The organism is Thiomonas sp. X19 (assembly GCF_900089495.1).
Classification (GTDB): Bacteria; Pseudomonadota; Gammaproteobacteria; order Burkholderiales; family Burkholderiaceae_C; genus Thiomonas_A.
In genome coordinates, this window is record NZ_LT605203.1 from 1,167,267 (window position 1) to 1,180,610 (window position 13,344).

Genomic DNA, 13,344 nt, shown 5'->3' on the forward strand with positions numbered 1-13,344 from the left:
CCGCGGCGTGAGAAACGCGATGGATGTTTCCCCAACCCGTGGCCGTCCGGCTCCCTCCCCACCCCAACCCTTCCCACGCATGGGGAGGGGGCCGGAGCCTCCCTCGCCCTGTGGGGGAGGCTGGGGGCGCTTCAGGCCTCAGGCTTCAGGCCAGCGCCGAGGGCGTTGCCGTGCGCCGCGGCGAGCTGCAGAAAATTGCGCAGTGTGACCGAGGGGTTGTCGCGTTTCCACGCCAGCAGAATGTCGCTGTGCGCACCGGCGTCGTCCAGGGCGACATGGCGCACATAGGGCATCTGCGCCCGTTGCATCGACTCCGCCACCAGCCCCACGCCCATGCCGGCCGCCACCAGGCTGATGAGGGTGGGCATCTCATGCACTTCCTGGGCGATGCGCGGGCTGAAGCCGGCCTTGAGGCAGAGCGCCAGGGTCTGCTCGCGCAGGCCCGAGCCCAGCGTGGAGCTGTAGAGAATGAAGGGTTCGTCGCGCAACTGGCGCAGCCTCAGGCTGGCGTTTCCGGCCAGCGGATGGCTGGTGTGCAGCGCCGCCAGCAAGGGCTCGCGCAGCAGCAGCCGGGTGTCCAGCGCGGCCAGCTCGGCGTGCTGTGTCGGGCGAATCAGGCCGACGTCCAGGCGCCGTGCCACCAAATCGTCGAGTTGGTCGCGCGAGGGCTGCTCGCGCAATTGCAATTCCACCCCGGGCCAGGCGGCGTGGAAGGCGTGCAACAACTGTGGCATCACGGCCGAAAACGGCATGGAGCCGGCAAAGCCCACCGCCAGGCTGCCGCTCTCGCCCTGGCCGGCGCGGCGCGCCTGCTCCGCGGCGCGTTGCAACTGATCGAGGATGCCCAGGGCCTGGGGCAGCAGCGCCTGCCCGGCGGCGGTGAGGCTGACGCCGCTGCGCCCGCGCTCGAACAGGCGCACGCCGAGTTCGGCCTCGAGCGCCTGAATCTGCTGCGACAGCGGCGGCTGGGAGAGATGCAGGCGCTGTGCAGCGCGGGTGAAATGGCGCTCTTCAGCCACGGCGATGAAGGCGCGCAGATGCCGGATTTCCATTCGAAAATCATATCAAAAACAACGAATATTCAATTTCACAGATTGAATGGCAAGGGCTAGTCTTGCAGACTCTGGCTTCACGACAAAAACATGAACTCAACAAGCCTTGCGACGACCGTTGTCGAGCCCCTGTCGATCGGTGCCCCCGAGCCCGCCATCGGCACGACGACCCCGCCAAGCCTCGATGCGCGGCCGGTGATCGACCGCATCGGCGCTGGCGCGCCGCGGCATGCCGCAACGTCCGGCGCCGACGCTTCGGCCGCGCCCACGCCGGGCTGGCGCGCCCGCGTCGCGGTGGTGGCGGCCGGCATGTGCGCGTTTTTCACCATGTATGTCACGCAGGGCCTGCTGCCGACGTTGCAGGGCGTGTTCCATGCCAGCGTGGCCGAACTCAGCCTCACCATCACCTTCACCACCCTGGCGGTGGCGCTGGCCGCGCCGTTTTCCGGCAGCCTGTCGGACCGCTACGGGCGCAAGCCGGTGCTGCTGTTCTCGCTGGCCGGGCTGAGCTTGACCACGGCCCTCGCCGCCACCGCCGGCAGCCTGCATGCCTTGCTCGCCTGGCGCCTGCTCGAAGGCTTGTTCATTCCCGGCGTGTTCACCGCCACCGTGGCCTACATCGGTGAGGAATGGCCGGCGCGTGCGGTGCCGGCGGTGACGGCGCTGTACATCTCGGGCTCGGTGGCCGGCGGCTTTCTCGGGCGCTTCATTGCCGGCATGGTCACGGCGCACTGGGACTGGCAGGCGGCCTTTGTCGTGCTGGGGGCGATCAACACCATCTTCCTGCTGCTCATCGCCCGCGGCTTGCCGCCGTCGCGCCGCTTTCGCCCCAGTGCCAACCTGCGCGCCTCGCTCGCCGGACTGCGGCCGCATGTGCGCAACCCGAAATTGCTGGGCACGTATGCCATCGGCTTCGGCATCCTGTTCTCGCAGGTGTGCACCTTCACGTATGTGAGCTTCCACCTCGCGGCTGCCCCGTACCGCCTGGACCTGCGGCAACTGAGCCTGCTGTTCACGGTGTATCTGGTGGGCATGCTGGTCACGCCGCTGGCCGGGCGGCTGGCCTGGCGTTTCGGCCAGCGCCGGGTGTTCGTCGCCGCCATGGCGATGTCCAGCACGGGCATGCTGCTCACCTTGCTGCCGACGCTGCCCGACATCGTGCTCGGCTTGACCATGAGTTCGGCCGGCGTGTTCGTCGCCCAGGCCATGGCCACCTCGCAGGTGCCCGCGCTGGCGCGCCAGGCGCGTTCATCGGCGGTGGGGCTGTATGTCATGTGCTACTACCTGGGCGGCAGCATCGGCGCCTTCGCCCCCAGCCTGGTCTGGGAGCATGCGGGCTGGGCGGGTTGCGTCGCCGTGGTGCTGGTGATGCAAGGGCTCATTGCCCTGGCCGCGTGGACGGTGTGGCGCCCAGCGGCGGGAGATGCCGGGCGCAGCGCAACGGTGCGAGCGTCCGGCGGTTCGTGACGCCTGCGGCCTTGCCGCTGCCTGTGAACTCCGCGCCGGCTCAGGCCGTCTGCACCACGGCCTGCATCGCGGCTTCGACGCGCAAGCTGTCGAGGTCGCGGCCCAGGCTGGCGACGGCCAGCAAGCGCCCGCCCTGGAAGTAGCGGCAGAGGTAGCTGCCGGAGGCCGGATCGCCTTCCTCCTCGACGCGGTCCCACTGCTGCGCGTGGCCAACGTAGTTGAGCGCCGCCTCGCCGTGCTGGCTCCAGAAAAACGGCACGCTGCGGAAGGGTTTGGCGTAGCCCAGGATATTGCGCGCGGCCTGCCGCCCCTGGGCCTGCGCCACGGCCCAGTGCTCGATGCGCAGGCGCCCGCCGCCAGCCGCGTCGGGCCAGTTGGCGACGTCGCCGGCGGCGTACACATCGGGCGCGCTGGTGGCGAGAAATGCATCGACCACGATGCCGTTGTCCGGCCGCAAGCCGGCCTGCTGCGCCAGCGTCACATCCGGCCGCACGCCGATGCCGAACACCACCAGATCGGCGCCCACCTGCGTGCCGTCGTCCAGTTCCACCGAGGCGGCATGGATGGCCACCGGTTTGCGCCCGAGGTGAAACACCGTGCCCATGGCGTCGTGCACACTGCGCACATGGTCCGCCAGACGCGGGCCGAACACGCGCGCCAGCGGCTGCGCCTCGGGGGCGACGACATGCGCCTCCACGCCGCGTGCGCGCAGCGAGGCGGCGGCTTCCAGGCCGATGAAGCTGGCGCCCACCACCACCGCGCGCCGCGCCCCGGCATCGATGCCGGCAATGATGGCGCGCACATCGGCCAGGGTGCGCAGGGTGTGCACATGAGTTCGGCCGGCGCCGGGCAGGGCGGGTTGCACCGGCTGCGCGCCGGTGGCCAGCAGCAGCGCGCCGTAGCCCAGGCTGCGGCTGTCGGCGCAGCCCAGGCGGTGAGCGGCGGTGTCGAGCGCGACGGCGCGACGGCCGGTGAGCAGGGCGATGTCGCGCTCGCGCCAATAGTCCTCAGGGCGCAGCGGCAGCCAGTCGTCCGGCGCATGGCCGGCGAGGTAGTCCTTCGACAAATTGGGCCGGTCCAGCGGCGTGCTGGCCTCGGCGCCCAACAGGGTGACGGGCCCGGTGTAGCCGAACTCGCGCAGGCCGCTGGCCGCCGCTTCGCCCGCCGCACCAGCATCGCCGCCTGCCCATCCATCCGGCCGAGCAGGGGCTCGCCATCGCGCAAGGCGGAGAGTTCCACACCTTGCGACAAATCGGGGCCGGTCAGTTCGTGGTCGCCGCTCATGCTCGTCTCCTTGCTTGCGCAATGCCAGTGGGGCGGGAATCGGCGCATCCGGTCGACTTCAAGCCCAACCCTGCGCCGCCGGGCCCGCCTGGAGGGCAGGAACCGACGCTCGGCGCCGCGGCCTTATATCGTCTGGCATCTAACGGTATGAGAAGACTGTACTTCGGTTTGGCGTGATCCATCCCTAGGATGTTTGCAACCTTTGCCACAACGTTGCCATGCAGATCCAAGCCACCTTCTTCGGCCTCGCCGCGGGCGCCCTGATCGGCGCCACGGGGGTTGGCGCGGGGTCGTTGATGACGCCGTTGCTGCTCGGCGTGTTCCGGCTCGACCTGCCCGTGGCGATCGGCACCGATCTGTGGTTCGCCGCGCTCACCAAGCTTTCCGGGGCCGTGGCGCACCACCGCCATGGGCATGTCGATCGCGTCATTGCCGGGCTGATGCTCGCCGGCAGCCTGCCCGCGGCGCTCGCCACCCTCGTGGCGATGCACGCCGCGGGCGCGGACAAGGCCTGGTTCGGCGTGCTCAGCCTGGCCCTCGGCGCCGCCTTGCTGCTCACCGCCGCCGCGGTGATGTCACGCGGGTTCTGGCAGCGGCTGGCGCTGCGGCTCGAAGCGCGCTTGCCGCCGTCGCGCAAGCCGGGCGTGACCATCGCCCTCGGTGCGTTGCTGGGGGTGCTGGTCACGCTGAGTTCGGTCGGCTCCGGGGCCATCGGCTCGCTCTGCATCCTCCTGCTCTATCCGCGTTTGACGACGCGGCAACTGGTCGGCACCGACATCGCCCATGCGGTGCCGCTGACCCTGGTGGCGGGCATCGGCCATGCGGCGCTGGGCCATGTCGATTGGCCGCTGGTGCTGGCGCTGCTGCTGGGCTCGGTTCCAGGCATCTGGCTCGGCGCCCAACTCACCCGTTTCCTTCCCGAGCGCATGACCCGTGTGCTGCTCTCGGCCACGCTGGCGTTCGCCGGCTTCAAGATCATCGCCTGAGCGCCATGTACCAGTACACCGATTTCGACCGCCGCTTCATCCGCGCCCGCGCCGCCCAATACCGCGACCAGCTCGAACGCCATCTCGCCGGCAGCCTGGGCGGCGAGGAGTTCAAACCGCTGCGCCTGCAAAACGGCTGGTACATCCAGCGCCATGCGCCCATGCTGCGCGTGGCCATTCCCTACGGTGCGCTGGCGAGCCAGCAACTGCGCGCCCTGGCCGACATCGCCGAGGAGTTCGACCGTGGCTACGGCCACTTCACCACGCGCCAGAACCTGCAGTACAACTGGATCGCCCTGGCCGACAGCGCCGACGTCATGGACCGCCTCGCCGCGGTGGACATGCACGGCATCCAGACCAGCGGCAACTGCGTGCGCAACATCAGCAGCGATGTGTTCGCCGGCATCGCGCCGGATGAAATCGTCGATCCGCGGCCGTTCTGCGAGATCCTGCGCCAGTGGAGCACCCTGCACCCCGAGTTCGCCTACCTGCCGCGCAAGTTCAAGATCGCCGTGAGCGGCGCGCGCGAAGACCGCGTCGCCGCCGGCTGGTACGACATCGGCCTGCAGGCGCTGAGCGACGACGACGGCCAGATCGGCTTTCGCGTGCAGGTGGGCGGCGGCATGGGGCGCACGCCGATGATCGGCGCCGTCATTCGCGACTTTCTGCCCTGGCAGCAGTTGCTGGTGTACGTCGAGGCCATCCTGCGCGTCTACAACGGCTATGGGCGGCGCGACAACATCTGGAAGGCGCGCATCAAGATGCTGGTGAAGGCCGAAGGCGCGCGCTTCACCGAGGCCGTCGAGCGCGAGTTCGCCGACATTCTGCAGCGCGATCCGGGCGGCGCCGCGCACCTCATCACCCTGCATGAATTCAACCGCGTGGCTTCGCAGTTTGCGCCGCCGCACGGTGTGGGGCCGGATGCGTCGGATGCTCCGGACGCGTCCGCTGCCCTTGCCACCGGGCCCGCGCACGAGCCGGCGTACCTGCGTTGGCTGCAGCGCAACGTGCACACGCACCGTGTCCCCGGCTTGCGCGCCGCGACCCTGTCGCTCAAGCGCGCGGGCCAGGCGCCCGGCGACGTCACGGCGCAGCAGATGCGCGCCGCCGCCGACCTCGCCGAGCGCTACAGCCACGGCGAACTGCGCGTGAGCCACGAGCAGAACCTGGTGCTGCCCTGGGTCAGCGCTGCCGCCCTGCATGCGCTGTGGCGGGATGCGCGGGAAGCCGGCTTCGCCACGCCCAACATCGGCCTGCTGACCGACATGATCGCCTGCCCCGGCGGCGATTTCTGCTCCCTGGCGAATGCCCGCTCCATTCCCATCGCGGCCGCCATCACCGAGCGCTACACCGACCTCGACGAGCTGTTCGACATCGGCGACATCGACCTCAACATCAGCGGCTGCATCAATTCCTGCGGCCATCACCACAGCGGCCACATCGGCATCCTCGGTGTCGACAAGGACGGCGCCGAGTGGTACCAGATCACCGTCGGCGGCGGCGATGGCTCGGAGGTTGGTGGCGCAGCCTCGCCCGGCAAGATCATCGGCCCCTCGTTCGCGGCCGAGGAAGTGCCGGATGTGGTCGAGGCGCTGATCGCCCTGTATCTGCGGCAGCGCCAGCCCGGCGAGCTGTTCGTGGCCTTCGCCCGCCGCGTCGGTGCGCAGCCGTTCAAGGCTGCGGCCGATGCCGTGCGCCGCGCGACCGCGACACCGGAACACCCCCAGGCCGCTGCCTCGCAGTTAACCGCCGCCGAAGATGATGCGAAGGTTGCGGGCGGCGGCTCGGTTTCGCATGAGCGCCCCCAAGGTCGGCTCGCCGACCCGCCCCCCGTGGGGGTCGAGTCAACTTGGGGCGGCCCCGCCTTTCCTTGAGGAGTTCCGCGCATGAAATTCATCACTTCCGAAGACGGCGCCCGCGCCGCCACAGACCCGGCGCCGGGCGCAGGCGGGCATCACGTGTTCACGCCCGGGCAGTGGCAAACGGCCGCCACGACCTGGCCGACGCATGAGCCCGCCGGACTGGTGCTTCCCAACGACCTCGACGTGCGCGCACTCGCCATCGATCTGTCGCGCTTCGCCAGCGTCGACCTGCAGTTCCCGAAATGGACCGATGGCCGCGCCTATTCCCAGGCCCGGTTGTTGCGAGTGCGCCTGGGCTACCGCGGCGAGCTGCGCGCCACCGGCGATGTGCTGGTGGACATGGCGCTGCCGCTGGCGCGCACCGGGTTCGACACCGCGGTGCTGCGCCCCGGCCAGAGCCTGCAGGCCGCGCAGCGGGCACTGCGGTTTTTCGAGGGGCTGTTGCCGGAGTTCGACGGCGCTCTCAAGGAAGCGCAAGCGCAGGGCCGTCCCCAAGTTGACTCGACCCCCACGGGGGGCGGGGCGGCGCGCCGCCCCTGGGGCGCTCATGAGGAAGCGCAGGGCCGCTCCCCAGTTTCCTCGACCCCCTCGGGGGGAGTCCGCTTGCGGACTGATGGGGGCGCTCCGAGGCAACCGAGCCCGCATCCGCAGCCCGCCTACTACCAGGGCGACGTGCTCGATCCGCATCCGCTGTTTCTGAAACGGCCCCCGGGAGCGGCCAGCCGGCCTGTCCCGCGCAAGGGTGAAGCAAACCCGGGGTGGCCTGGCGTTGTCCTGGAAGCCGCCGCATGAACCGCGCCATCCCCATCGCTGCGCCGCCCGGCTCGGCGCCTGCCCTGTACGCCAAACCCAGTGCCGGCTTCGACCAGCGCGTGCAAGACGCGCTCGCCACGCTGCGCGCGGCAGCACGGGAATTCGCCGGCCGCATCGTGCAGGCGACCAGTCTGGGGGCGGAGGACATGGTCCTGACCGACCTGATCGCGCGGCATGCGCTGCCCATCGCCATCGCCACGCTGGACACCGGCATGCTGCACGGCGAGACGCTGGAACTGCTCGGCCGCGCGCAGCGGCACTACGGTCTGGAGATCGAAACCTGGCGTCCCGACGCGGTTGCGGCGCGCGGCTTCGTCGCCCGCCATGGTCCGCGGGCCATGGTTGCCAGCGTCGATTTGCGCCATGCCTGCTGCGCCTTGCGCAAGCTCGAACCCCTGTCCCGCATGCTGCAAGGCCGTGCGGCCTGGGTGACGGGGCTGCGCCACGAACAGTCGCCCGCGCGCGGCCAGACCGCACGGCGCGAGAGTGACGCGCAAGGCCACGCCAAGCTCAGCCCGCTGCTCGACTGGACGCAGGGCGACGTGTGGCACTACATCGCGCTGCACGCCGTTCCCTACAACCCGCTGCACGACCAATTCTTTCCCAGCATCGGCTGCGCCCCATGCACCCGCGCCGTCGCGCTGGGCGAGGACATCCGCGCCGGGCGCTGGTGGTGGGAGCGGGAGGGGGCGAAGGAATGCGGCTTGCATGTCGAGCAACGCCCCGTTGCCCGCGATGCACGCGGCGAGCCGCATGGAGTCGCTGCAGACGCCGTCGCGAAAGAACCGATCGCCAAACCAACCATCGCCACGGGACCGGCCGGAGTCCACGCATGAACGCACCCCTGGATCTCGAACGCCTGTTGCCGCAGATCGACCACCGTCATCTCGACGCCCTCGAAGAGGAGGCCATCTACATCCTGCGCGAAGTGGCCGGTGGCTTCGAGCGCCCGGCCTTGCTGTTCTCGGGCGGCAAGGACTCCTGCGTCGTGCTGCGCCTGGCGGAGAAGGCGTTCAAGCAGCGCCAGGCCAGCGGGGCTTACGCCGGCCGGCTGCCGTTTGCCTTGCTGCATGTCGATACCGGGCACAACTTTCCCGAGGTCATCGCCTTCCGCGACGCCCTCGCCGAGGCCTCGGGCGACGCGCTGATCGTCGCGCACCTGGACGAATCCATCCGCCGCGGCACGGTGCGCCTGGGCCATGCGCTGGAATCCCGCAACCCGCACCAGAGCGTGGCCCTGCTCGAAGCCATCGAGCAGCACCGCTTCGACTGCCTCATCGGCGGCGCGCGGCGCGACGAGGAGAAAGCGCGCGCCAAGGAACGCATCTTCAGCCACCGCGACCACTTCGGCCAGTGGCAGCCCAAGGAGCAGCGCCCCGAGCTGTGGTCGCTGTTCAACACCCGCTTGCGCCCGGGCGAGCATTTCCGCGCCTTCCCCATCAGCAACTGGACCGAGCTGGACGTGTGGCTGTACATCGCGCGCGAGAACATCGCGCTGCCCAAGCTGTACTACAGCCATCCGCGCCGGGTGCTGCGCCGCAAGGGTCTGCTGGTGCCGCTGACCGCCGTGACGCCGCCGCAGCCTGGCGAGGCGGTGGAGACGGTCCAGGTGCGGTTTCGCACCGTGGGCGACATGACCTGCACCTGCCCGGTGGAAAGCGCGGCGGCCAGCGCGACGGAAGTCGTCGCCGAGACCCTGACCGCGACCCTGAGCGAGCGCGGCGCCACGCGCATGGACGACCGCACCTCAGACGCTTCGATGGAGCGGCGCAAGAAGGAAGGCTATTTCTGATGAACACGCCCAACGACGCCAGCAGCGAACACCGCCACAAAGCGCTGCGCTTTCTCACCGCCGGCAGCGTGGACGACGGCAAGAGCACGCTGATCGGCCGCCTGCTGCTCGACAGCCGCGCCATCCTGGCCGACCAGCTCGACGCCCTGCAACGCCGGGCCGCGGGCGGCAGCATCGACCTGTCCCAACTCACCGACGGGCTGGAGGCCGAACGCGAGCAGGGCATTACCATCGACGTGGCCTACCGCTACTTCGCCACGCCGCGGCGCAAGTTCATCATCGCCGATGCCCCGGGGCACGAGCAGTACACGCGCAATATGGTGACGGCCGCCGCCGGCAGCGATGCCGCGGTGGTGCTGATCGACATCACCAAGCTCGACTGGCGCGCCGCTCCCCTGCGCCTGCTGCCGCAAACCCGGCGCCACACCTTGCTGGCGCGCTTGCTGCGCTTGCCGTCCATCGTTTTCGCCGTGAACAAGCTCGACGCCGTGGACGATGCCGAGGCCGCGTTCGCGGCGGTGCGCGATGCGCTGCTGGACTTCGCCGCCGAGGCCGGCATCGCGCCCGCCGGCATCGTGCCGGTGTCGGCGCTGCGTGGCGACAACATCGCCATCGCCTCGACGTCCTGGCCTTGGTATGCCGGGCCGACCCTGTTGCAATGGCTCGAAGCCCTGCCCGCCGCCGAGGAGCCGCAGACCGGCGCCCTGTTGCTGCCGGTGCAATACGTGGCGCGCGAGGGCGACGGCCTGGGCCACCAGCCGCGCACGGTCTGGGGCCGCATCGCCAGGGGCCGGGTCCAGTCCGGCGACAAGATCCGCATCCACCCCAGCGGCGAGAGCGCCGAGGTCGTCGCGGTGCGGCGTGCGGGAGTCGCCGTCGATGGCTGCGCCGCCGGCCAGTCGGCCGGACTGGTGCTCGACCGCCAGGTTGATGTCTCGCGCGGTGACTGGGTCACGGGCTTGGAGCCGGTGCAGGCTGGTGAAGCGGCCGTCAAACCCGGGGACGCGCAGCGCCACCAGCCGCCAGAGTCGGCCGCGACTCCCCAGGCCGAAGTTTCCTCGGCCCCATCGCGGACTTCCGGGGGCACGCAGGAGTTCGGCGCCACCCTGGCGTGGCTGGATACCGAGCCTGCGGCCATCGGCCGCAAGTACTGGCTGCGCCACGGCCACCGTTGGGTGGCGGGGCGCATCACGGCCATCTCCAGCCGCCTGGACATCCACACCCTGGCGGACGTCGACGCGCAGACGCTCGCGGTCAACGACATCGGCTGCGTGCGCCTGCAGGTGCAGTCGCCGCTGCCGCTGGAGATCTACGCCGACAACCGCGTGGCCGGGGCGATGATCGTCGTCGACCCCGCCACCCACCGCACCAGCGGCGCGCTGATGGTCGAGGCGCTGGCATGACGCGCGCCACGCCGCGAGCACGCGGAGCGCACTGATGGGTCGCATCGCCTTCATCGGTGCCGGCCCGGGCGCTGCCGATCTGATCACCCTGCGCGGTGCCCGCCTGCTGGGCCAGGCCGACGTGGTCTTGAGCGACGCCCTGGTCGATCCGGCCCTGCGCGACCTGGCGCCGCAGGCGAGGTGGATCGACGTTGGCAAGCGCGGCTTTCGCGGTGGCGCGACGCAAGCCATGATCAACGCCCTGCTGCTGCGCCATGGTCGGGCGCAGGCCCTGGTGGTGCGGCTCAAAGGCGGCGACCCCAGCATCTTCGGCCGGCTGGAAGAGGAGTTGCAGGCCGTTGCCGCCGCCGGCCTACAGGCCGAGGTCGTGCCCGGAGTCACCGCCGCGCTGGCCGCGGCCGCAGATACGCGGCTGCCGCTCACGCGGCGCGGGCATGGACGCAGCATCAGCCTGAGCACGGCCATGACCGCTGAGCGCCCCCAGGCCGCCGCTGTGCCGCGGCCGTCCCCCGAGGGGAATGAGCATGGACCAGCGAACAGGCGTGTGCCCGTTCGCGCGCCAGGCGAATGGCCTCGACGCATGCTCTGCGCCGAGCCTCCCGAGAAAACTTGGGGCGGCCCGGCGTGTTCTCATGACGGCGCGGCACCCGCCAGCCGCAGCGCCGACACCGAAGTGTTCTACATGGCCGGGCGGCAACTCGCCACCTTGGCGCGCCAGCTCATGGCGGCCGGCTGGCCGGCCGCGACGCCAGCCAGCGTCGTGTCGCGCGCGGGCTGCGCCGACAGCCTGCACAGCGCCCACCTGCTGGCCGAACTCGGACAGGCGGCGATGCTGCACCAGGGCCGCCCCACGGTGGTCATCGTCGGCGCCGGCGCCGGCCATCCGGACCCGCTGGGCCCATGCGGCGCGGCGCGGCCTGCAGCTCAAACAGAACCCCACCAACCCCACACCAACCCACTTCAAAACGACTGACACCATGGACATGCATGTCGACCCAGCCATTGCGCATCTCAGCCAACAGCACGCCAACCACGACGCCAACCACCGCACCCCTCCCATCGAGACCGACGCCGTCATCATTGGAGCCGGCCCGGTGGGCCTGTTCCAGGTGTTCGAGCTGGGGCTGCTGGAGATCAAGGCCCATGTCATCGACAGCCTGCCGCACCTGGGCGGCCAGTGCGTCGAGCTCTACCCCGACAAGCCCATCTACGACATCCCCGCCGTGCCCATGTGCACCGGCCAGCAGCTCACCGACAGCCTGCTGCAGCAGATCGCCCCCTTTCACCCCACGTTTCATCTCGGCCAGGACGTCACCGAGCTGCAGCGCCAGCACGACGGCCGCTTCCTGGTGCGCACCTCCAAGGACACCACCTTGCGCACCAAGACCGTGTTCATCGCCGCCGGCGTCGGCTCGTTCCAGCCCCGCCCCCTGAAGGTCGAGGGGATCGAGCCCTTCGAGGGCACGCAGCTGTTCTACCGGGTGAAGAGCCCGGGCGCCTTCGCCGGCCAGCATCTGGTGGTGGTGGGCGGCGGCGACTCGGCGCTGGACTGGGCCCTGCACTTCGCCCAGAGCGAGGAGCACCGCGCCCAGAGCGTGGTGCTGATCCATCGCCGCGACGGCTTTCGCGCCGCCCCGGCCTCGGTGGCGAAGATGCACGCGCTGTGCGAGCAGCATGCCATGCAATGCGTCGTCGGCCAGATCAGCGGCTTCGAGCAGCGCCAGGGGCGGCTCACCGAGATCAAGCTCACGGGCAACGACGGCATCACCCGGCGCCTGCCGCTGGATGTGCTGCTGGTGTTCTTCGGCCTGTCCCCCAAGCTCGGCCCCATTGCCCACTGGGGGCTGGAGCTGGAGCGCAAGCAGCTGAAGGTGGACACGGAGAAGTTCGAGACCAATGTGCCGGGCATCTTCGCCGTGGGCGACATCAACACCTATCCGGGCAAGAAAAAGCTCATCCTCTCGGGCTTTCACGAGGCGGCGCTGGCGGCGTTCGGCGCCGCGCACACCATCTTCCCGGAGAAGAAGATCCATCTGCAGTACACCACCACCAGCCCCAAGCTGCATCAGGTGCTGGGGGTCGAGTCGCCGGTCTTCGACTAGGTCGTGCTCCGAAGGAAGCGCAGGGCAGCGGCAAGCTTGGCCGCTCCTGGCGCGCGCCTCGTCAAGGCTTGCGCAGGTAGTCGGCCAGGACGATGGCGTGATTGTGGGCCTCGTCCTTGGCGGCGTACAGCAGCGTGACCTGCTTGTGCTCCTGGAGCAGGCGGCGCATCAGTCCCACGGTTTCGGGCATGGCGTCCAGCTCGGCGACGTAGCGGCGCCGGAATTCGTCCCACCTCGCGGCGTCGTGGCCGAACCACTGTCGCAACGCCGGGCTCGGCGCGATCTCGCGCACCCAGCGGTCCGCCGCGGCCTCGTCCTTGCCCAGTCCTCGCGGCCACAGCCGGTCGACCAAAAGGCGCAGGCCGTCGGCTGCCGTCGCGGGCTCGTAGACCCGCTTGATGTCGATTCGTGTCATCGTCCCTCTCCCATGCTTGGAGTGTTCGATGTCCGCATGCTAAGACGCCATCGGATCGCCGTGTTGGGTCGGTGCGGCGATGGCCGTGCGCGGATCAGGGTCGGCTTCCGGCACGAGTTCTTCCTCCAGGCGCTGCAGCGTGTCGTGGCCCTCGGCTGGAGCGTCCAT

13 protein-coding genes are annotated in these 13,344 nt (G+C 70.1%); 9 read left to right on the forward strand and 4 right to left on the reverse strand.

The genetic code is table 11. The features are described 5' to 3' along the window. Positions 1-131 precede the first annotated feature (131 nt). Positions 132-1,052 (reverse strand): LysR family transcriptional regulator, encoded by a 921-nt coding sequence (locus THIX_RS05465; protein WP_112485401.1) that lies wholly within the window; start codon positions 1,050-1,052, stop codon positions 132-134. 90 nt (positions 1,053-1,142) lie between these two features. Between THIX_RS05465 and THIX_RS05470 the strand changes: the two genes are divergently transcribed. Further along, complete coding sequence (locus THIX_RS05470) at positions 1,143-2,519, forward strand: MFS transporter (RefSeq protein ID WP_233224412.1); 1,377 nt, start codon at positions 1,143-1,145, stop codon at positions 2,517-2,519. Positions 2,520-2,559: 40 nt separating this feature from the next. On the opposite strand, the gene THIX_RS05475 is transcribed toward THIX_RS05470, so the two are convergent. Then, positions 2,560-3,825: an NAD(P)/FAD-dependent oxidoreductase gene (locus THIX_RS05475; protein ID WP_112485402.1), complete on the reverse strand. Its 1,266-nt coding sequence runs from the start codon at positions 3,823-3,825 to the stop codon at positions 2,560-2,562. Between the two features lie 196 nt (positions 3,826-4,021). Here THIX_RS05475 and THIX_RS05480 point away from each other — a divergent pair, with 196 nt between their 5' ends. The 8 genes from THIX_RS05480 to THIX_RS05515 are packed head-to-tail and all read left to right on the forward strand — an operon-like array spanning position 4,022 to position 12,761. After that, on the forward strand, positions 4,022-4,789 hold the full coding sequence (locus THIX_RS05480) for a sulfite exporter TauE/SafE family protein (protein ID WP_112485403.1): 768 nt from the start codon (positions 4,022-4,024) through the stop codon (positions 4,787-4,789). Positions 4,790-4,794: 5 nt separating this feature from the next. Next, entirely contained in the window at positions 4,795-6,663 is a 1,869-nt protein-coding gene (locus THIX_RS05485) for a nitrite/sulfite reductase (protein ID WP_112485404.1), read from the forward strand. 12 nt (positions 6,664-6,675) lie between these two features. Next, a complete protein-coding gene (locus THIX_RS05490; RefSeq protein ID WP_112485405.1) occupies positions 6,676-7,443 on the forward strand; it encodes a DUF934 domain-containing protein in 768 nt (255 codons plus the stop codon). After that, complete coding sequence (locus tag THIX_RS05495; RefSeq protein WP_112485406.1) at positions 7,440-8,300, forward strand: phosphoadenylyl-sulfate reductase; 861 nt, start codon at positions 7,440-7,442, stop codon at positions 8,298-8,300. The genes THIX_RS05490 and THIX_RS05495 overlap by 4 nt, the downstream gene beginning before the upstream one ends. Then, complete coding sequence (gene cysD / locus THIX_RS05500) at positions 8,297-9,256, forward strand: sulfate adenylyltransferase subunit CysD (protein WP_112485407.1); 960 nt, start codon at positions 8,297-8,299, stop codon at positions 9,254-9,256. The genes THIX_RS05495 and cysD overlap by 4 nt, the downstream gene beginning before the upstream one ends. Further along, positions 9,256-10,659 (forward strand): sulfate adenylyltransferase subunit 1, encoded by a 1,404-nt coding sequence (locus THIX_RS05505; protein WP_112485408.1) that lies wholly within the window; start codon positions 9,256-9,258, stop codon positions 10,657-10,659. Before cysD ends, THIX_RS05505 begins: the two co-directional genes overlap by 1 nt. Positions 10,660-10,693: 34 nt before the next feature. Continuing rightward, positions 10,694-11,632 carry an SAM-dependent methyltransferase gene (locus tag THIX_RS05510; protein ID WP_112485409.1) on the forward strand — a complete coding sequence of 313 codons (939 nt, stop codon included), beginning with the start codon at positions 10,694-10,696 and terminating at the stop codon, positions 11,630-11,632. Between the two features lie 4 nt (positions 11,633-11,636). Next, positions 11,637-12,761 (forward strand): NAD(P)/FAD-dependent oxidoreductase, encoded by a 1,125-nt coding sequence (locus THIX_RS05515; RefSeq protein WP_199195238.1) that lies wholly within the window; start codon positions 11,637-11,639, stop codon positions 12,759-12,761. Between the two features lie 61 nt (positions 12,762-12,822). On the opposite strand, the gene THIX_RS05520 is transcribed toward THIX_RS05515, so the two are convergent. Beyond that, positions 12,823-13,176 (reverse strand): DUF488 domain-containing protein, encoded by a 354-nt coding sequence (locus tag THIX_RS05520; RefSeq protein WP_112485410.1) that lies wholly within the window; start codon positions 13,174-13,176, stop codon positions 12,823-12,825. Between the two features lie 39 nt (positions 13,177-13,215). Further along, entirely contained in the window at positions 13,216-13,344 is a 129-nt protein-coding gene (locus THIX_RS24560) for a hypothetical protein (protein WP_256359964.1), read from the reverse strand.

Coding starts and splice junctions, on each gene's coding strand:
- THIX_RS05495 (WP_112485406.1), top strand. CDS start 7,440: ATGAACCGCGCCATCCCCATCGCTGCGCCGCCCGGCTCGGCGCCTGCC.
- cysD (WP_112485407.1), top strand. CDS start 8,297: ATGAACGCACCCCTGGATCTCGAACGCCTGTTGCCGCAGATCGACCAC.
- THIX_RS05490 (WP_112485405.1), top strand. CDS start 6,676: ATGAAATTCATCACTTCCGAAGACGGCGCCCGCGCCGCCACAGACCCG.
- THIX_RS05470 (WP_233224412.1), top strand. CDS start 1,143: ATGAACTCAACAAGCCTTGCGACGACCGTTGTCGAGCCCCTGTCGATC.
- THIX_RS05520 (WP_112485410.1), bottom strand. CDS start 13,176: ATGACACGAATCGACATCAAGCGGGTCTACGAGCCCGCGACGGCAGCC.
- THIX_RS05465 (WP_112485401.1), bottom strand. CDS start 1,052: ATGGAAATCCGGCATCTGCGCGCCTTCATCGCCGTGGCTGAAGAGCGC.
- THIX_RS24560 (WP_256359964.1), bottom strand. CDS start 13,344: ATGGACGCTCCAGCCGAGGGCCACGACACGCTGCAGCGCCTGGAGGAA.
- THIX_RS05505 (WP_112485408.1), top strand. CDS start 9,256: ATGAACACGCCCAACGACGCCAGCAGCGAACACCGCCACAAAGCGCTG.
- THIX_RS05480 (WP_112485403.1), top strand. CDS start 4,022: ATGCAGATCCAAGCCACCTTCTTCGGCCTCGCCGCGGGCGCCCTGATC.
- THIX_RS05510 (WP_112485409.1), top strand. CDS start 10,694: ATGGGTCGCATCGCCTTCATCGGTGCCGGCCCGGGCGCTGCCGATCTG.
- THIX_RS05515 (WP_199195238.1), top strand. CDS start 11,637: ATGGACATGCATGTCGACCCAGCCATTGCGCATCTCAGCCAACAGCAC.
- THIX_RS05485 (WP_112485404.1), top strand. CDS start 4,795: ATGTACCAGTACACCGATTTCGACCGCCGCTTCATCCGCGCCCGCGCC.